The organism is Paraburkholderia sp. BCC1876 (assembly GCF_902833695.1).
Classification (GTDB): Bacteria; Pseudomonadota; Gammaproteobacteria; order Burkholderiales; family Burkholderiaceae; genus Paraburkholderia.
On record NZ_CADFGI010000004.1, the window covers coordinates 686,832 to 704,212 of the forward strand.

Annotated in this window: 18 protein-coding genes; 15 read left to right on the plus strand and 3 right to left on the minus strand. The window is 64.1% G+C overall.

Translation table 11 applies throughout. The features are described from left to right. The first annotated feature begins 93 nt into the window (after positions 1-93). The 4 genes from HWY05_RS38360 to HWY05_RS18465 all read left to right on the plus strand — a co-directional run bounded on the left by HWY05_RS38360 (position 94) and on the right by HWY05_RS18465 (position 2,133). Positions 94-228 carry a cytochrome oxidase small assembly protein gene (locus HWY05_RS38360; protein ID WP_035553669.1) on the plus strand — a complete coding sequence of 45 codons (135 nt, stop codon included), beginning with the start codon at positions 94-96 and terminating at the stop codon, positions 226-228. 42 nt (positions 229-270) lie between these two features. Continuing rightward, positions 271-894 (plus strand): cytochrome c oxidase assembly protein, encoded by a 624-nt coding sequence (locus HWY05_RS18455; protein WP_035553667.1) that lies wholly within the window; start codon positions 271-273, stop codon positions 892-894. A gap of 39 nt (positions 895-933) precedes the next feature. Then, positions 934-1,143, plus strand: a complete 210-nt coding sequence (locus HWY05_RS18460; protein WP_035553665.1) for a DUF2970 domain-containing protein — start codon at positions 934-936, stop codon at positions 1,141-1,143. A 132-nt stretch (positions 1,144-1,275) separates the two neighbouring features. Continuing rightward, on the plus strand, positions 1,276-2,133 hold the full coding sequence (locus HWY05_RS18465; RefSeq protein WP_035553662.1) for a cytochrome c oxidase subunit 3: 858 nt from the start codon (positions 1,276-1,278) through the stop codon (positions 2,131-2,133). Between the two features lie 195 nt (positions 2,134-2,328). Here the strand turns inward: HWY05_RS18465 and HWY05_RS18470 are convergent, their stop codons facing one another. Then, positions 2,329-2,538, minus strand: coding sequence for a twin transmembrane helix small protein (locus HWY05_RS18470; RefSeq protein WP_007179452.1), 210 nt, complete (start codon positions 2,536-2,538; stop codon positions 2,329-2,331). 114 nt (positions 2,539-2,652) lie between these two features. Here HWY05_RS18470 and HWY05_RS18475 point away from each other — a divergent pair, with 114 nt between their 5' ends. From HWY05_RS18475 to HWY05_RS18495, 5 genes are all read left to right on the plus strand, one after another. Next, complete coding sequence (locus tag HWY05_RS18475) at positions 2,653-3,369, plus strand: SURF1 family protein (RefSeq protein WP_035553660.1); 717 nt, start codon at positions 2,653-2,655, stop codon at positions 3,367-3,369. 128 nt (positions 3,370-3,497) lie between these two features. Beyond that, on the plus strand, positions 3,498-4,103 hold the full coding sequence (locus HWY05_RS18480; protein WP_244146646.1) for a cytochrome C oxidase subunit I: 606 nt from the start codon (positions 3,498-3,500) through the stop codon (positions 4,101-4,103). Between the two features lie 22 nt (positions 4,104-4,125). Next, positions 4,126-5,235: a COX15/CtaA family protein gene (locus tag HWY05_RS18485; protein WP_035553656.1), complete on the plus strand. Its 1,110-nt coding sequence runs from the start codon at positions 4,126-4,128 to the stop codon at positions 5,233-5,235. Between the two features lie 6 nt (positions 5,236-5,241). Beyond that, entirely contained in the window at positions 5,242-6,147 is a 906-nt protein-coding gene (gene cyoE, locus HWY05_RS18490; RefSeq protein WP_176059151.1) for a heme o synthase, read from the plus strand. A gap of 9 nt (positions 6,148-6,156) precedes the next feature. After that, positions 6,157-6,774 (plus strand): SCO family protein, encoded by a 618-nt coding sequence (locus HWY05_RS18495; RefSeq protein ID WP_035553650.1) that lies wholly within the window; start codon positions 6,157-6,159, stop codon positions 6,772-6,774. A gap of 131 nt (positions 6,775-6,905) precedes the next feature. Here the strand turns inward: HWY05_RS18495 and HWY05_RS18500 are convergent, their stop codons facing one another. Further along, on the minus strand, positions 6,906-7,196 hold the full coding sequence (locus tag HWY05_RS18500) for a YciI family protein (protein WP_035553646.1): 291 nt from the start codon (positions 7,194-7,196) through the stop codon (positions 6,906-6,908). 252 nt (positions 7,197-7,448) lie between these two features. Here HWY05_RS18500 and HWY05_RS18505 point away from each other — a divergent pair, with 252 nt between their 5' ends. Further along, positions 7,449-9,320 carry a methyl-accepting chemotaxis protein gene (locus tag HWY05_RS18505; RefSeq protein WP_176059152.1) on the plus strand — a complete coding sequence of 624 codons (1,872 nt, stop codon included), beginning with the start codon at positions 7,449-7,451 and terminating at the stop codon, positions 9,318-9,320. 234 nt (positions 9,321-9,554) lie between these two features. Further along, complete coding sequence (locus HWY05_RS18510) at positions 9,555-10,367, plus strand: MetQ/NlpA family ABC transporter substrate-binding protein (protein WP_176059153.1); 813 nt, start codon at positions 9,555-9,557, stop codon at positions 10,365-10,367. Positions 10,368-10,507: 140 nt separating this feature from the next. Here HWY05_RS18510 and HWY05_RS18515 read toward each other — a convergent pair whose 3' ends face one another. Next, positions 10,508-11,434 carry a bifunctional helix-turn-helix transcriptional regulator/GNAT family N-acetyltransferase gene (locus HWY05_RS18515; protein WP_035553641.1) on the minus strand — a complete coding sequence of 309 codons (927 nt, stop codon included), beginning with the start codon at positions 11,432-11,434 and terminating at the stop codon, positions 10,508-10,510. Positions 11,435-11,806: 372 nt separating this feature from the next. Here HWY05_RS18515 and HWY05_RS18520 point away from each other — a divergent pair, with 372 nt between their 5' ends. The 4 genes from HWY05_RS18520 to ptsP all read left to right on the plus strand — a co-directional run bounded on the left by HWY05_RS18520 (position 11,807) and on the right by ptsP (position 17,347). Continuing rightward, the gene (locus HWY05_RS18520; RefSeq protein WP_035553637.1) at positions 11,807-12,541 is read left to right on the plus strand and encodes a GntR family transcriptional regulator; all 735 of its coding nucleotides are present in this window, start codon (positions 11,807-11,809) and stop codon (positions 12,539-12,541) included. Positions 12,542-12,640: 99 nt separating this feature from the next. Next, positions 12,641-13,744 (plus strand): N-acetylglucosamine-6-phosphate deacetylase, encoded by a 1,104-nt coding sequence (gene nagA, locus HWY05_RS18525; protein WP_176059154.1) that lies wholly within the window; start codon positions 12,641-12,643, stop codon positions 13,742-13,744. After that, the gene (locus HWY05_RS18530; protein WP_035553632.1) at positions 13,737-14,744 is read left to right on the plus strand and encodes an SIS domain-containing protein; all 1,008 of its coding nucleotides are present in this window, start codon (positions 13,737-13,739) and stop codon (positions 14,742-14,744) included. Before nagA ends, HWY05_RS18530 begins: the two co-directional genes overlap by 8 nt. 11 nt (positions 14,745-14,755) lie before the next feature. Further along, a complete protein-coding gene (ptsP, locus tag HWY05_RS18535; protein WP_176059155.1) occupies positions 14,756-17,347 on the plus strand; it encodes a phosphoenolpyruvate--protein phosphotransferase in 2,592 nt (863 codons plus the stop codon). Positions 17,348-17,381: the final 34 nt, after the last annotated feature.

The window sequence follows — 17,381 nt, forward strand, 5'->3', positions numbered from 1 at the left end:
CCGGCTGCGGCGCAACGTGCCGCGAGCGGAACCGGGGCAGCGGCCCAGGCGGCTGTCACCCGGCAAGTCACAAAAGTATTCAGAAAATCGAGCATGACGCGCAATCCACAGGAAAGACGATCGCCGGAGCAGATTCGCGCGGGCAACAGGCGGATAGGTTGGGTGATGTTCGTCATCGCGGCGGTCTTTTTCGCGAGCGTCATCATCAAGCAGCGCTTCTTCACCTGAAGCGGGCGTTGCTGTCTGTTCGCTGGTTTGTTGAGGATTGAGATGTCGACGCAACCGCCGGCTCAGGCCGACCGCTCTTTTAACCGTTCGATGCTGATCAAGCTGTTCGTCGTCGCGTTGATGATGTTCGGTTTCGGTTTCGCGCTGGTGCCCATGTACCGCGCGATCTGCCAGATCACCGGCATCAACAACCTCGTGCAGCGTGATGCCACGGTGCGCGAGGCGAAGAACACGCAGGTCGACATGAGCCGCACGATTTCGATCGAATTCGATGCGAACGCGCGCGGCCCGCTGGGTTTCAAGCCGGAGCAGCGCAGTCTCGACGTGCATCCGGGCGAAGTGACCACCGTGATGTACGAGGTCAGCAACGAACAGGCGCGCACGATTCAGGCGCAAGCCATTCCGAGCTACGCGCCGAAGCAGGCAACCGAATACTTCAAGAAGATCGAATGTTTTTGCTTTACGCAGCAGACGTTGACGGCGAATCAGACGAGGCGGATGCCGGTGGTGTTCGTGGTCGATCCGAAGCTGCCGAAAGACGTGAAGACGATCACGTTGTCGTACACGTTTTTTGAATTGAACACGCCGGCTGCGGCAACGGCCGGAAGCGCCACACCCACGGCTGACACGGCCAACACGGCGGCAACCACCGCCAATCCCGCCTGACGGGTTACCCCCCGCCCAGGCGAAGGAAACCGGGACAAGATGAGCGATAACGGCAGCGCCCCGCGCAAGAGTAGTTTTGGTCAGTCGATGCGGGCCGTGCTCTGGTCGTTTTTCGGTGTGCGCAAGCGTCGCGATCTGGAAGCCGACGCCACGCAACTGAATCCGCTGCATGTGATCGCGGCGGCACTGATCTGCGCGGCCATTTTCATTGGCGTGCTGATCCTGGTCGTGCGCGCGGTGGTGGGCTGAGACGGTTGGACGCAGCGGTAGTGAAGGGCGCAGTAGGGCCCACGAATTAGAGTGAAGCGGTGCGGGTTCGACGCGCCGCCGAAGATACAGCCGGAGATTCCGGAACAACTGGACTGAAGTGGAGAATCAAGAATGAGCGGTCAAAACGAGAGCCCGTACTATTTCGTACCGCATCCGTCGCGGCATCCGATCAGCGCCGCTGCCGGGTTGCTGGTCATGCTCGGATCGCTTGCGGCCTGGATCAACGACCACGACTGGGCGCCGATCGGCGTGGTAGTCGGTTTGTTGTGGCTGCTCTTTACGCTGTGGCACTGGTTCGGCGACGCGATCGCGGAATCGGAAAGCGGCATGTACGGCAAAAATGTCGACAAGTCGTACCGCTGGAGCATGAGCTGGTTCATCTTCTCCGAAGTGATGTTCTTCGGTGCGTTCTTCGGCGCGTTGTTCTATGCGCGTGAAATTGCGCTGCATCAACTGGGCAGCCTCGACTACAAGCTAATCTGGCCGGACTTTTCGGCGGTGTGGCCGAACAACGGTCCGGCAGCGCTGGTCTCGACCTTCAAGTCGATGCAGCCGTGGCCGGTGCCGACTATCAATACCGCGCTGCTGCTGTCGTCGGGCGCGACGTTGACGGTCTCGCACCATGCACTGCGTGAAGATCATCGCAAGAAGGCGATCATCTGGCTGGCGGCTACGCTGGTGCTCGGCGTCTGCTTCCTGTTCCTGCAAGCCTTCGAGTACTTCCACGCGTACAACGAATTGAATCTGACGTTGTCGTCGGGCGTCTATGGGTCGACCTTCTTCCTGCTGACGGGCTTCCACGGTTTCCACGTGTTCCTCGGCGGCACGATGCTGGCGGTGGTGCTGGTGCGATTGATTCGCGGCCACTTCACGGCGGAGCATCACTTCGCGTTCGAAGGCGCGGCGTGGTACTGGCACTTTGTGGACGTTGTGTGGCTCGGGCTGTACATCGTCGTGTACTGGCTGTAAGCAGGTGGTCTGGCAGTCTGGCCTGCGCCTACCGGTAGTCCGGAATGTGTGCAGGCCGCTCGCGTGACGTTCTTTGGGGCGTGGCGCACGAGCAGTATGCAAAGCACGTAAGCAGCGCCGCCCTCGACCCTGTCAGGGCGGCGTTTTGTTTGGCGGCGTGGAACGCTTGGAAGGCTTGATAAAGTCCCGCCGGGCTCAGCGCCCGTAGGGAATGCCGGTCGACTGAATCCAGCCCATCCAGTGAGCGAACAGGATGAACAGGAACAACGAGATCGACAGACCCACCCGCGTGGCGAGCGACCAGACCATCCGCTTGGTTTTGCCCTTGTCATGCATCATGAAATACAGCGCCGACACCATGCTGGCGATGATCAGGACGAAGGCGATGGGAACGAGAATGTGCATGGAAGCAGCTGAAACCCGAAAGCGCAGAGGCAAGACGTTTATTATCGCACCGCGCGCCGGCGTTTGCCGTCGCTTCCAGGCGGCGTCGCGAGCGGTGACAGCGGAGTGCCGTCAATGAAATTCCGCCTCATTCCCGCGCTGCTGATTCTGCTGGTGATCGTGGTGACGGTGCGACTTGGTTTCTGGCAGCGCGATCGCGCGCATCAAAAAGAAGCGCTCGAGGCGCACATCTCGCAGTTCGAGAACGCGCCCGCGCAGACGCTGAGCGGTACGCCGGTGGCACTGAAGGACATCGAATTTCATCGGGTGAAAGCGCGTGGCAGTTTCGTCGCGGACAAGGTGGTCTACCTCGATAATCGTCCGTATAACGATCAGCCGGGCTTTTACGTCGTGATGCCTTTTAAACTGGCCGACGGCGGCTACGTGCTGGTCAATCGTGGCTGGCTGCCGCGCAACATGAATAATCGGGAAACCATCGCGCCGTACAGCACGCCGCAGGGCGAGATCCAGATCGAAGGCATTGCGCGGGCGGATGCCACGCGCGCATTCGAGTTGGGGCAGGGCGGCTCGGCCGAGCATCAGTTGATCCGTCAGAATCTGGATACCGCCGCGTACGCCGCGGAAACCGGGCTGCCGTTGCAACCGTTCGTGATCCAGCAATTGAGCGACGACGGCGACAAGTTGGTGCGCGATTGGCCCGCGCCGGACAACGGCGTCGAGCGCAATTACGGCTACATGTTCCAGTGGTGGGGCATGGCCGCCGCCGCGCTGGTGTTCGGTCTGTATGCCGCGCGCCGGGCGGGCAGAAAAGCCCCGGTGTCCGGCGTATAACGCAAACACAGCACAAGCGGTTTCGCGAGAGCACGACGCAAACCGCGCAATTATTGAAGTGAGGTCCCGTAGTGTCGACGCAATCTCCCCGCACGCCGCAAGCCGGCAAACCCGCCGCACCGAAAGCGATGCCGGGCCAACCCAACGGCAAGGGCTCATGGCAACGTGGCCGCTGGATCCTGCTGCTGCTGGCGGTGATCTGCGCGGCGCCGATCGCCGTGTCGTATTTCACTTACTACGTGATCAAGCCGACCGGCGGCAGCACGAGCTACGGCACGCTGGTCGAGCCCCAGCGGCCGATTCCAGACTCGCTGACGGTCACCGGTGAAGACGGCAAGCCGCTCAAGCTCGAGTCGCTGCGCGGCAAGTGGCTGATGATCTCGGTCGACAACAGCGCGTGCGACAAAGCCTGCGTCACGAAGCTGTACTTCATGCGACAAATCCGCACAGCTCAGGGCCCGGAACGCGAGCGCGTCGTGCAAGTGTGGCTGCGCACGGATGCAGGCAATGTCGGTGACGTGATACAAAAGGCGTATCCCGACACCGACATGCTGATCGCCGATCCGGCCCAGGTCTCCGCCTGGTTGCCGACCGACACCGGCACCCAGGTGACCGACCACATTTATCTGGTCGATCCGAACGGCAATCTGATGATGCGTTTCCCGAAAGATCCGAACCCGAGCAAGATCAAGGGCGACGTGACCAAGCTGCTCAAATGGTCGAGCATCGGCTGATGCCGCAACCAGGGTAAGAGAGATGTTCGTACTGCAACTGGCCTTGATCGGCTTATGTATCGCGTTGTTGCCGCTGTCCTATGTGTGGGTCAAGGCCGACGACAACAAATTCCGCAAGCTGGTCTGGCTCACCACTTTCCTGACGCTCGATCTGGTGATGTTCGGCGGCTTCACGCGCCTCACCGATTCCGGGCTTGGCTGTCCCGACTGGCCGGGCTGCTACGGCACGTCGTCGCCGTTTATCGCGCATGCGGCGATCAGCGCGGCGCATCAGTTGATGCCCACCGGGCCGGTGAGTTTGACGAAGGCCTGGATCGAGATGATCCACCGTTACTTTGCGATGGCGATCGGCGTGCTGATCATCGCGCAGACGATCATTGCGTGGACCGCGCGTATCAAGCGCCGTCCGCTGCATGTGTCGCCGTGGTGGCCGACTTCGCTGCTGCTGCTGATCCTCGTGCAGGGTGCGTTCGGCGCATGGACCGTGACGATGAAGCTGCAACCGATCATCGTCACGACCCACCTGCTGCTCGGTCTCGCGCTGCTCGGCACGCTCGGCTGGCTGGCCGCGCGGCAAACGCCGCTGCCCGCCTACGAGCCCGAAGCCGCGCGCTGGCGCGTCGCGGCGCTCGCCGGCCTCGTGCTGCTGGTCGCGCAGATCGCGTTGGGCGGCTGGGTCAGCACGAACTACGCGGTGCTCGCCTGTACCGACTTCCCGACCTGCAACGGCCAATGGGTCCCGCCGATGGACTTCGCGCATGGCTTTCACCTGTGGCGCGCGCTCGGCATGACCGGCGACGGCGAGATGATCACGCAGGACGCGCTGGTCGCGATCCACTGGACGCATCGCACGTTTGCGATCGTGGTGGTCGCGTATCTGGTCTGGTTCGCGTTGAAACTGCGCCGTTTCGAGTCGCTGCGACGGCCGGCGAATGGCGTGCTGCTGGTGGTGCTGATCCAGTTCATCACCGGGTTGTCGAACATCGTTCTGCAATGGCCGTTGCCCATTGCAGTGGCGCATAACGGGGGGGCCGCGATCCTGCTGCTTCTGCTCGTTATGTTAAACTTTCGGATCGCTTATAGCCGTCCCGGCCGCGCCGCGCTTCCTGCGCGCGATGCCGCGCCAGCGTGACTCCACATGGACAGCACAACACTCTCCCAAACGCCCGGTAGCCGGGTCTCCCAGTATCTCGCCCTGACGAAACCGCGCGTCACGCAACTCGCCGTGTTCTGCGCCGTCATCGGTATGTTTCTGTCTACGCCCGGCATGGTGCCGTGGACCAAGCTGATCGGCGGCACTGTCGGTATCTGGCTGCTGGCCGGCGCCGCGTTCGCGATCAACTGTCTCGTCGAACAGAAAATCGACGCGAAGATGCGGCGCACGTCATGGCGTCCGTCGGCACGCGGCGAAATCACCACCCCGCAAATCCTGTCGTTCTCCGCCGTACTCGGCGGGCTCGGCATGTGGACGCTCTACACGTTCGCGAATCCGCTGACCATGTGGCTCACGCTGGCCACTTTCGTCGGCTATGCGGTTATCTATACGCTGTTGCTCAAGCCGGCCACGCCGCAGAACATCGTGATCGGCGGCGCTTCGGGTGCCATGCCGCCGGCGCTCGGTTGGGCCGCGGTCACCGGTCACGTGCCGGGCGACGCATGGATTCTGGTGCTGATCATTTTCGTGTGGACGCCGCCGCATTTCTGGGCGCTCGCGCTGTATCGCCGCAAAGACTACGAAAACGCCGGCCTGCCGATGCTGCCGAACACGCACGGCGAGCAGTACACGCGCCTGCATATTCTGCTGTACTCGGTGATCCTGTTCGCGGTCACGATGATGCCGTTCATCTCCGGCATGAGCGGCGTGGTGTACCTCGCGGCCGCTGTGCTGCTCGGCGCCCTATTCCTTGCGTACGCCTGGAAGATCTACCGGGAGTACTCGGACGATCTGGCGCGCAAGATGTTCCGTTATTCGATCGTCTATCTGTCGCTGCTGTTCGCCGCGCTGCTGATCGACCACTATGCGCGCGTCCTGATCGGCGCGTAACACCACACCATGTTCAAGAACCGCTTCGCACGCAGCACGCGTGCCGCTGTGATGGCTTGCGCGCTCGGCGCCGCGTTGATCGCCGCAGGCTGCGGCAAACAGCCGCCGGCGTTCACGAATCTCGACATCACCGGCAATACGCAATTCGGCAGTAACTTCTCGTTGCCCGACACGTCCGGCCAGGTTCGCACCATGGCCGACTACAAGGGCAAAGTGGTGGTGCTGTTCTTCGGCTACACGCATTGCCCGGACGTTTGCCCGACCACCATGGCCGAGCTTTCGCAGGCGCTGCAGCAACTTGGCCCAGACGCCGCGAAGCGCGTGCAGGTGCTGTTCGTCACCGTCGATCCCGAACGCGATACGCCAGCGTTGCTTGCGCAATATGTGCCGGCGTTCAACCCGACGTTCGTCGGCTTGCGTCCGGCGGATCAGGCGCAGCTCACCAAGATCACGAAAGACTTCCGCGTCTACTATGCGAAGGTGCCGGGCAAGACGCCGGACAGCTACACAATGGATCACACGGCCGCGAGCTACGTGTTCGATACCGACGGCAAGTTGCGTCTGTTCGCGCGCGACGGCCAGGGTGCAACGCCCTGGGTGCACGATATCAAGCTGCTGCTTGATTGATGATGCTGTGATGGAAGCGGGCGCGTGCTTGAAGCAGGTGCCCGTTTTTGACTCTGCGTCTCAGTCGAATTGGCGCCGCTTCAGACTTCAGCGCTGCAACCCCGCTCGCTTCATTCCTTCCGCCGTAACGCTCAAGCCGGCATCGGCAAATTCAAACCCGGCGCTAGCCGCGTCGCCTTGAACTCCGTCACCTCGTAGCGTGCGATCTGCTGCACCGCGAACGGGTCGCTGGCGAGAATCGCATCCAGTTTTTCACGCTCGACGCCCACCGCCAGAATGACGCCGCCATCGCGCGGCACCTTCGGTCCGGCCGCGACGAACACGCCGGCTTCGAACTGCTTTGTCAGAAACGCGCGATGCGCGTCGAGCACGTCGTCGACGCGTTCGAGCGATGCGATATAGCTCAGGTTGATGACGTACATGATGGTTCTCTTTTCTCCCAAGCGTCGATTATCGGTCAGCGGACGACTTATTGCGCGCGATCAACCCGAGCGCGCGCGACGCCGCAAAGCAATCAGTTTCCTTACAAGCTCCCTCAAGTTGGCCGCCTGCCATGCCGTTATAAATGGAGCAATCGTTTGCGGGCAGTCACGGTGACGAACCACGCGCCCGCATTCGCAAGCTGAAGCAAGCTGAAAACGGATCACACGAGAGAGACCATAACAATGAGCAGGATGAGTTTGAATCGCAAACTGTGGCTGTCGCTCGCACTTGTCTGGCTGGGTTTGCTCGGCGTCGGGCTGTGGAGCGCGGTCGAAACGCGTAGCACGATGCTGGCCGAGCGCAAGGCGGGCATGGTGAATCTCGTCGACGCGGCGCAGGGCGTCGTGAACGGCTATTACACGTTGTCGCAGGGCGGCAAGATGAGCGAGGCCGACGCGCAGCGCGAAGCGCTCGCCCGTCTCGCGACCATGCGCTACGGCGAATCCGGCTATCTGTTCGTGATGGATTCGAAGCCAGTTGTGCTGATGCATCCGACGTTGCCGCAAATGACCGGCAAACCCGTCGGCGATTTCAAGGACCCGGACGGCAAGCTGCTGTACGTCGCGATCGTCGACGCGGCCAAAGCAAGCGGCCGCGGCTTCGCCGAATATCGCGGACGTTTGCCGCACAGCGAAACGGCGGTGCCGAAGATCAGCTACGTGGTGCGTTTCGCGCCGTGGGACTGGAATATCACGAGCGGTGTGTTCATCAAGGACATCGACACCGTCTACTACGAGACCTTGGCGTTGCATCTGGCCGTGGTGCTGGTGATCGGCGCGATCATCACGCTTGCGATGTTGCTGATCATCCGCAACGTGCGCGCGAGCCTCGGCGGCGAGCCGGATCAGGCGGCGCGGATCGCGGCGAGCATCGCGCAAGGCGATCTGACGCAGGTCGTCGACGTGCGTCCGCAGGACACGACCAGCATGATGGCGGCGATGCACGGCATGCAGGACCGCTTGCAGCGGACCATCGGCGAGATTCGTCGGTCGTCGGAATCGATCGCGTCGGCGACGCAGCAGATTGCCGCGGGCAATAACGATCTGTCGCAGCGCACCGAGCAGCAGGCGGCTTCGTTGCAGGAGACCGCGGCGAGCATGGAAGAGCTGACCGCGACGGTCAAGCAGAACGCCGACAACGCGCGTCAGGCGAGCGGGCTCGCGCACAACGCGTCCGAAATCGCGACCCGCGGCAACGACGTGGTGAGCCGCGTGATCGGCACGATGGGCGAGATCAACGACAGCTCGCGGCAGATCGCGGACATCATCGGCGTGATCGAAGGGATTGCGTTTCAGACCAACATTCTCGCGTTGAACGCGGCCGTGGAAGCCGCGCGCGCCGGCGAACAGGGCCGTGGTTTCGCGGTCGTAGCGGGCGAGGTGCGCAGCCTCGCGCAGCGTTCCGGCACGGCGGCCAAGGAGATCAAGCAGTTGATCGGCGCGTCGGTGGAGCGCGTGCATAACGGCTCGACGCTGGTGCAGCAGGCCGGCACGACGATGGGCGAGATTCTGCTGGCCGTGCAACGCGTGACCGACATCATGGGTGAGATTGCGGCGGCGTCCGAAGAGCAAAGCACGGGCATCGCGCAGGTCGGCCGCGCCGTCACGCAGATGGATGAAGTCACGCAGCAGAACGCGGCGCTGGTCGAGCAGGCTGCGGCGGCCGCCGCTTCGTTGCAGGATCAGGCCGGCCGGTTGCGCGATACGGTGAGTGCGTTTCGGGTGAATGGCGGGGCGACGGTGGCGACGGGTTCATCGGTTTCGTTGGCTGCGACACGACTGGCGGCGGTCACTTCACGCGACGCCAAACCGGCGACGGCGCAAAGCGCTTCGAAGCGGGTCGCTAACGCGACGGGTTCGGCGCGGACTCATACGCCGGCATCGGCATCGGTGCAGGTTGAACCGAAGGTGTCGGCGTCCGCTTCGGCGGCATCCATGGCATCGAATGCGACGGTAGCGAGCGCGAAGCCCGCCGCGAACTCCAGGCCAACGCCGGCACCGACGCGCGTCTCCGCCGAACCTGCAAAATCCGCCTCCTCGGACGAGGACTGGACCACGTTCTAACGTAGCCGAAGCCGCAACCCAACCCAGCCGCGTGCCCATCCCGCACGCGGCCCCTCACGATGCATACCTATATGCGATCGTGATATTTCCCATCTCGCCGGGCATATGAGACCATTTGCGGTCCAGTTGGCGCCGCACTGCCAAAAGCAGCACGCGCGCCAACTTTCACCCGAATCTGACACCGATCAGAGCGTCGATCAGCCCATCGGATCGACTGGAACCAGCGAGAATCAAATGCAGCGCAGAAACATCCTCAAAGCCCTCTCCGCAGTGATCGCCGGCGCGGCGATCGTGACCAGCGTCGGCGCACATGCCGACGACAAAGTGATCGAGGTCGGCACCATCGGCGGCCCGGACGCGCAAATCTGGGAAGTCGTCACCAAGGTAGCGAAGCGCGAAGGTCTCAACGTGAAGGTCGTCGAATTCAACGACTACGTGCAGCCGAACGCCGCACTCGACGCGGGCGATCTCGACGCGAACAGCTTCCAGCATCAGCCCTACCTCGACAGCCAGGTCAAGCAACGCGGCTACAAGATCGTCAACGCCGGTCTCACGTACATCTCGCCGCTCGGCATCTACTCGAAGAAGCTGAAGTCGGTGAAGGATCTGCCGCAAGGCGCGAAGGTCGCGGTGCCGAACGACCCGTCGAACGAAAATCGCGCGCTGCTGTTGCTGCAGGCGCAAGGCGTGATCAAGCTGAAGGCCGGTGCCGGCACGAACGGCAATAACGCCACGCCGCTCGACGTTGCCGAGAATCCGAAGAAGGTCAAGCTCATCGAACTCGACGCCGCGCAACTGCCGCGCTCGCTGTCGGACGTCGACGCCGCCGTGATCAACACGAACTTCGCGCTGGCCGCCGGCCTGCAGCCGACCAAAGACGCGATCGCGCTCGAAGACATCCACAGCCCGTACGCGAACCTGATCGCCGTGCGCGCGCAGGACAAGGACAAGCCGTGGGTGAAGAAGCTGGTCGCCGCGTATCAGTCGGAAGAGGTGCGCCAGTTCATCAAGACGCAGTTCAAGGGTTCGATGGTGCCGTCGTTCTAAGCGACTGAATCACCCGAGCCGTAGCAGGGGCGTGTGCCGACACAGCGCCGCCCGCTTCCGCAAGCCCATGAGCACCGCTCGACACGGGCAACAAAGCGAGCGCATCGAGCAGCGCAGCGTTCCGTGCTGCCGCCTCGCTTCTACAACTCCAATTCCCATCGCTCGATCGTCAGATCCCTGCCGAAGCGGCGCTCCGGCGCCGTGCCGGCCAGCGTAAAACCGACGCGCTCGCACAAGCGTCGTGGCTCGGCAAGCGAAAGCGCGGTGGTCAACGTGAGCTTCGTATAGCCCGCGCGCCGCGCGAAGCGCACACATTCGCCGATCAGCTGCGTGCCGATGCCGAGCCGCTGCAAATCCGGCTCGACCCACAACAGCCGCACGCCCGCCACCGTCGTCGACACGCCGACGATGCACACCGAGCCGACCACCACGCCTTCCTGATCGGCGACCCAGCACATCTCGCGCACGGGGTCGCCGCGCTGCGTGTAATCCGCGACGACCCGCGCGAGCAGCCCCTCGAACGAACGATCCCAGCCGTATTGCGCCGCAAACCACTGCGCCTGCCGATGCACGAGCCAGCCGCATTCGCCGGGACGCGGTTGCCGTAGCAGCACGAGTTCGTGCGACGGCTGGGCGCGCAACAGCCGCTCGATCAGCTTCATCGCACCGATCAACTGTTCCTGGGAGAGTGGCGTAAGACCTTCGAGCAGCGCCGACACTTCTTCGATCGCGGCGGTATCGAGCGGCGCGTAGGCCGCGTGGCCGTTGTCGGTGAGGGCGATCAGCGACTGCCGCGCATCCGTATCCGACGGGCGCCGCGTGATCAGATTGCGTCGTTCGAAGCTGGTCAGCAGGCGGCTCAGATAACCGCTATCGAGGCCGAGCGCGCGCCCGAGCACCGAGGCCGTTTGCGCACGTCCACGGGAGAGTTCGTGCAGCACGCGCACTTCCGTCAGCGAGAACGCGCTCCTTGCCAAATGCTCATGCAGCGCGCCGATATGCTGGGTGTAGAAGCGGTTGAAATGGCGGACGGCCTGAGCGCGCCGCAGCGCCTCGGAATCTGTCAAATGCTGCTCCCCGGGGAATTTTTATGGCCTCGTATCCAGCACTATATTGGAACGTATCCCATTAAAAAAGACGCGCCGATCGTGCGGTAGAGGCACTGGTATCAGACAGGTATCGAGCGCGGTTTTCATCAGACCAGTTGAGAGCCCGCATGGGCTCCGCCAGCACGCTTTCAGAAGCCCGAATACGGGTAAGTCCTGGGCTCCGGAAAGCCCCGCCCAGCACCTTCAAAAATCGCGCAAACGCTTGCGGGATAAGGCTTTCAGGTGATCCAAACCAGCGTGATACCAGTTGATTGACTGGTATTATGTTGGTTATATAATGGGCTCTCATTTTTCGTCGGCCGACATCCCCGCAACGGCCCCCGGAGCCCCATGGAAACTCGCTGGTCCGCACTGATGCCTGACGCTCGCAACGTCACGCCGCTCTATTTGCAGCTCGCGCGCAATCTGGCGACGGCGATCCATTGTGGCGTCTGGTCGGCGGGTGAGGCGCTGCCGTCGGAGCGCACGTTGTCGGACGCGATCGGCGTGTCGCGCATCACCGCGCGCAAGGCGATCGAACTGCTGGTCGAGCAAGGCTTGATCCGGCGCGCTCGCGGCGCGGGCAGCTTCATTACGCCGCGGGTCGAAGATCCGCTGTCGCGCCTCACCGGTTTCACGAAGAAGATGCAGCAACGCGGTTTCCGGCCGGATTCGGTGTGGCTCGAGCGCGATATCCGCGCCGCCAATCGGGACGAACTGGTGCATCTGGGTCTGTCGCCCGGCGCGGCGGTGGCGAGTTTGCGGCGCCTGCGGCGCGCGGACGGCATCGTGATGGCGGTCGAGCATTCCGCGCTGCCGGCGGCGATCGTGCCCGACCCGCAAGCGATCGGCGTGTCGCTCTACGCGCATCTGGAGCAACGCGGCCAGGCCGTGGTCCGTGCGTTGCAGCACTTCCGTGCGGTCAACGCGTCGAGCGAGATTGCTTCGCTGATGGATATCGAACCGCGCTCCGCGCTGCTGGTCATTACCCGTATCGGCTATAGCGCGGACCAGCGCGCCATCGAACTGACCGACACCTATTGCCGCGACGATTACTACGACTTCGTCGCTGAATTGCGAACCTGACTGGCTGATCTGCCGGCGAGCCGCGAGGCCCACCGGGCGACGCGGCGACATCGAGCGCGATTCAGCCACACCCCGTATTACGCCTGACCAGAGAGACTCATGCTGACCGGAAACATACTCACCACCGATGGGTGGATTCACGGCACGCTCGAATACGAAAACGGCCGCATCACGGCACTGACCGGCGTTCGCGTCGATCCGTCGACGAACGACGCGCCGTACATCCTGCCCGGCTTCATCGATCTGCACGTGCATGGCGGCGGCGGTTCTGACGTGATGGAAGCCGGCGACGCGATCGAAACGATCACCCGCACGCATGCGCGCTACGGCACCACCAGCCTGCTGGCCACCACCATGACCGCGCCGCGCGACGAACTGATGGCCGTGGTCGCCGGTCTCGGCGATGTCGCGCGAATCCGCACGCCAGGCGGCGCGCGCGTGCTCGGCGTGCATCTGGAAGGGCCGTACATCAACCCCGGCAAACTCGGCGCGCAACCGGACGCCGCGGTCTCCGCGGTGATGGACGAAGTGCTGAAGTATCTGTCGATCGCGCCGATTCGCGTGGTCACGCTGGCGCCGGAAATTGCCGGTCACATGGAGATCATCTCCGCGATGGCGGCGCGCGGCGTGCGCGTGCAGCTCGGCCATTCGCTCGGCACCTACGACGACGCCGTCGCCGCGCTCAAGCACGGCGCCTGCGGCTTCACGCATCTGTTCAACGCGATGTCGCCGCTGCATCACCGCAATCCCGGCCTCGTCGGCGCCGCGCTCGCGCACGCCGAATTCGCCGAAATCATTCCCGATCTGCTGCACGTGCATCCGGGCGCGATCCGCGCCGCGTTGCGCGCGATTCCGCGTCTGTATGTGGTGACGGACAGCACCTCGGCCACCGGCATGCCGGACGGCGAATACCGCCTCGGCAGCCAGCACGTCACCAAGTGCCTCGGCGGCGTGCGTCTCGCCGACGGCACGCTCGCCGGCAGCACGCTGACCATGGATCAGGCGCTGCGCAATCTCGTCTCGATCGGCCTGCCGATCGCCGATGTATCAAACCGTTTGTCGCGCTACGCCGCCGACTATCTCGGCATCGAAGACCGCGGCCGCATCGCGCGCGGCGCGTGGGCCGATGTGGTCGTGTTCGATCGTGAACTGGCGTTGAGCGCGACTTACGTCGAAGGAGAAGCAATTGTCGAATATGCTTAAAGAGGCGCTGGCGTCCGCTGAAACGGTCGCCGCGCAACTCACGGACACCTCGCGCGTGGAGGCTTTGGCCGCGAAGCTTGCGCAGCAGCCGCGCCATGTCGCGCTCACCGTCGCGCGCGGCAGCTCGGACCATGCGGCGAGCTACTTCGCCAGCCTGACCATGAGCCGCCTCGGCGTGCCGGTCGCGTCGCTGCCGATGTCGGTCGCGACGCTTCAGCAGGCGCCGCTGCAAGTGCGCGATCAGCTCGCGCTGGCGTTCTCGCAATCGGGCAAGAGCCCGGATCTGGTCGGCACGATGCAAGCGCTCCGCGAAGCCGGCGCGCTGACCGTCGCCGCAGTGAACGCGCCGAACTCGCCGTTGGCCGATGCGTGCGAATGGCATCTGCCGCTCGTCGCCGGTCCGGAACTGAGCGTCGCGGCCACCAAAAGCTATATCGCGATGCTGTCGATCTCCGCGCAGCTGGTCGCGCATTGGCAGCAAGACGCCGACCTGCTCGCCGCATTGAACACGCTGCCCGACGCGCTGCAAACGGCGGGTACGCTCGACTGGTCGAAGGCCGTCGACGAATTGCGCGGCGTCGAACGCATGATCGTGATCGGCCGTGGTCTGGGTCTCGCGATCGCGCAGGAAGCCGCCCTCAAGCTGAAGGAAACCTCCGGCATTCAGGCCGAAGCGTTTTCGAGCGCGGAAGTGCGTCATGGTCCGATGGAATTGATCGACCGCGACTATCCGCTGCTGGTGTTCGCGCCGCGCGGACCCGAGCAGGCCGGCCTGCTGCAACTCGCCCGCGACATGCGCGCGCGCGGCGCCAACGTGCTGCTCGCGGCGCCCGCCGACGTGGCGGAAGCCACGCTGCCGCTCGCGACTACCGCTCATGCGGCGCTCGATCCGATCGCCGCGATCCTGTCCTTTTACGTGATGGCCGCCGGCCTTGCCGCCGCACGCGGGCGCAATCCCGATGCGCCGCGCCATCTCAACAAAGTCACCGAAACTCACTGACGAGAAATCAGATGCGACGTGTCGAGGAGTCCCGCTTGATGAGCCCCACTGCAGGCCATATTGTTTTGCTCGCGCCGATGACCGGTCCGGTCGTGCCGCTGGCGAAGGTGCCCGACCCTGTGTTTTCGGGCGGCATGTTCGGCGACGGCATCGGCGTCGATCCGCTCGAGGGGCGACTCGTCGCGCCGTGCGACGGCACCGTCACGCATCTCGCGCGCACGGGTCATGCGGTCACGCTGGCCACCGCCGAAGGCGCGGAGATCCTGCTGCATATCGGTATCGACACAGTCGAACTGAACGGCAAAGGTTTTGCGCCGATGGTCGCGCAAGGCGCCCATGTGCGTGCCGGCGACATCCTGATCGAGTTCGATCAGGATCAGGTCGCGCTGAATGCGCCGAGCCTGGTGTCGGTGATCGCGATTGCCAATTCGGATGCGTTCGAAATCGTCGAACGCGTGGAAGGCGGCATGCTGAAGGCCGGCGAAACGCCGCTGCTGGTGCTGCGTGCCCGCGACGGCGCAGTCGCCGAAGCGTCGCGCCAGGCGAGTGCCACGAATGTGACGGAAGAAGCGCGTCAGCAGGTCACGCTGGTTCACGCGGGCGGTTTGCATGCGCGTCCGGCGGCGCGTGCCCGTGAAGCGGCACGCGGTTTCGACGCGCGCGTCGAAGTGCGTTACGAAGGACGCAAGGCGTCGATCGAAAGCGTGGTCGGTTTGCTCGGCCTGGGTGCGGGCGAAGGTGCGACCGTCGAGTTGCTCGGCGTCGGCCCGCAAGCCAAGGCCGCGATCGAAGCGATCGCCCATGAATTGACGCGTGAAGCGCACGGCGAAGTCGAAGAGAAGCCGGCACGTCAAAGCTCGCCCGCGCCGCAAGCGGTGGCGCGTCCGGCGGGTGAAGCGCTCGCGCCGAATACGCTCGCGGGTGTGTGCGCGGCGCCGGGCGTCGCGGTCGGCAAGCTGGTGCGCTGGGACGACGCGGACATCGATCCGCCGGAGAAGGCGAACGGCACGTCGGCGGCGGAAAGCCGTTTGCTCGACAAGGCGATTGCCACCGTCGACGCGGACCTCGGCACGACGGTGCGCGATGCGTCGCAACGCGGCGCGGTCGGTGAGGCGGGAATTTTCGCGGTGCATCGCGTGTTGCTCGAAGATCCGACGCTGCTCGACGCGGCGCGCGATCTGATCAGCCTCGGCAAGAGCGCCGGTTTTGCGTGGCGCGATGCGATTCGCGCGCAGATCGCGATCCTGTCGAATATTGAAGACGCGTTGCTCGCCGAACGTGCCGCCGATCTGCGCGACATTGAAAAGCGCGTGCTGCGTGCGCTGGGTTATACGAACGCGGCGGCACGTGTGCTGCCGGAAGAAGCCGTGCTCGCGGCGGAAGAATTCACGCCGTCGGATCTGTCGACGCTGGATCGCTCGCGCGTCACGGCACTGGTGATGGCACGCGGCGGGGCGACCTCGCACGCGGCGATTCTCGCGCGTCAGGCCGGGATTCCCGCGCTCGTCGCAGTCGGCGATGCCTTGCACGCGATTCCCGAAGGCACGCAAGTCGTGGTGAACGCGACCACCGGCCGTCTGGAATTCGCGCCGACCGAAGTCGATGTGGAACGTGCTCGCACGGAACGCAGCCGCCTCGCTAACGTGCGTGAAGTGAACCGCCGCACGTCGCAGCAAGCCGCCGTGACCGCCGACGGTCGCGCGATCGAAGTAGCCGCGAACATCGCCACGCTCGACGACGCCAAGATCGCCGTCGACAACGGCGCCGATTCCGTCGGCCTGTTGCGCACCGAACTGCTGTTCATTCACCGCGCGGCGGCACCGACCACGGACGAACATCGGCAGAGCTATCAGTCGATCGTCGACGCGTTGAGCGGCCGCACCGCGATCATTCGCACGCTCGACGTCGGCGCCGACAAGGAAGTCGATTACCTGACGCTGCCACCCGAACCGAATCCGGCGCTCGGCCTGCGCGGCATTCGCCTCGCGCAAGTGCGCCCGGATCTGCTCGACGATCAGTTGCGCGGTCTGCTGGCTGTGCAGCCGCTCGGCGCCGTACGCATTCTGCTGCCGATGGTGACCGACGCCGGCGAGTTGATCCGCATCCGCAAACGTATCGACGAATTCGCCCGCGAGCTGGGCCGCACGGAGCCGATCGAAGTGGGCGTAATGATCGAAGTGCCGTCGGCGGCGTTGTTGGCCGATCAACTGTCGCAGTACGCGGATTTTCTGTCGATCGGCACCAACGATCTGACGCAGTACACGCTCGCAATGGACCGCTGCCAGGCCGACCTCGCCGCGCAAGCCGACGGCTTGCATCCGGCCGTGTTGCGCCTGATCGCGGCCACGGTAGAAGGCGCGGCGAAGCACGGCAAGTGGGTCGGCGTGTGCGGCGCGCTGGCGGGCGATCCGGTGGCGATGCCGCTGCTGGTCGGCCTCGGCGTGACCGAACTGTCGGTCGATCCGGTGTCGGTGCCGGGCATCAAAGCGCGCGTGCGCAATCTCGATTATCAGTTGTGTCGCCAGCGCGCCCAGGATGCCTTGGCGCTCGAATCGGCACAGGCGGTAAGAGCAGTAAGCCGCGAAACCTGGCCGCTGGACTGAGCACTACATAGTCCGCAGCCAGCTTCGCACAACG

Excerpts from the sequence above, each read along its gene's own strand:
- HWY05_RS38360 (WP_035553669.1), top strand. The coding sequence starts at position 94 with ATGACGCGCAATCCACAGGAAAGACGATCGCCGGAGCAGATTCGCGCG.
- HWY05_RS18520 (WP_035553637.1), top strand. The coding sequence starts at position 11,807 with ATGGAAACTCGCTGGTCCGCACTGATGCCTGACGCTCGCAACGTCACG.
- HWY05_RS18505 (WP_176059152.1), top strand. The coding sequence starts at position 7,449 with ATGAGTTTGAATCGCAAACTGTGGCTGTCGCTCGCACTTGTCTGGCTG.
- HWY05_RS18495 (WP_035553650.1), top strand. The coding sequence starts at position 6,157 with ATGTTCAAGAACCGCTTCGCACGCAGCACGCGTGCCGCTGTGATGGCT.
- ptsP (WP_176059155.1), top strand. The coding sequence starts at position 14,756 with ATGCGACGTGTCGAGGAGTCCCGCTTGATGAGCCCCACTGCAGGCCAT.
- HWY05_RS18470 (WP_007179452.1), bottom strand. The coding sequence starts at position 2,538 with ATGCACATTCTCGTTCCCATCGCCTTCGTCCTGATCATCGCCAGCATG.
- HWY05_RS18530 (WP_035553632.1), top strand. The coding sequence starts at position 13,737 with ATGCTTAAAGAGGCGCTGGCGTCCGCTGAAACGGTCGCCGCGCAACTC.
- HWY05_RS18475 (WP_035553660.1), top strand. The coding sequence starts at position 2,653 with ATGAAATTCCGCCTCATTCCCGCGCTGCTGATTCTGCTGGTGATCGTG.
- HWY05_RS18500 (WP_035553646.1), bottom strand. The coding sequence starts at position 7,196 with ATGTACGTCATCAACCTGAGCTATATCGCATCGCTCGAACGCGTCGAC.
- HWY05_RS18480 (WP_244146646.1), top strand. The coding sequence starts at position 3,498 with ATGCCGGGCCAACCCAACGGCAAGGGCTCATGGCAACGTGGCCGCTGG.
- HWY05_RS18510 (WP_176059153.1), top strand. The coding sequence starts at position 9,555 with ATGCAGCGCAGAAACATCCTCAAAGCCCTCTCCGCAGTGATCGCCGGC.
- HWY05_RS18455 (WP_035553667.1), top strand. The coding sequence starts at position 271 with ATGTCGACGCAACCGCCGGCTCAGGCCGACCGCTCTTTTAACCGTTCG.
- HWY05_RS18465 (WP_035553662.1), top strand. The coding sequence starts at position 1,276 with ATGAGCGGTCAAAACGAGAGCCCGTACTATTTCGTACCGCATCCGTCG.
- HWY05_RS18460 (WP_035553665.1), top strand. The coding sequence starts at position 934 with ATGAGCGATAACGGCAGCGCCCCGCGCAAGAGTAGTTTTGGTCAGTCG.
- cyoE (WP_176059151.1), top strand. The coding sequence starts at position 5,242 with ATGGACAGCACAACACTCTCCCAAACGCCCGGTAGCCGGGTCTCCCAG.
- HWY05_RS18485 (WP_035553656.1), top strand. The coding sequence starts at position 4,126 with ATGTTCGTACTGCAACTGGCCTTGATCGGCTTATGTATCGCGTTGTTG.
- nagA (WP_176059154.1), top strand. The coding sequence starts at position 12,641 with ATGCTGACCGGAAACATACTCACCACCGATGGGTGGATTCACGGCACG.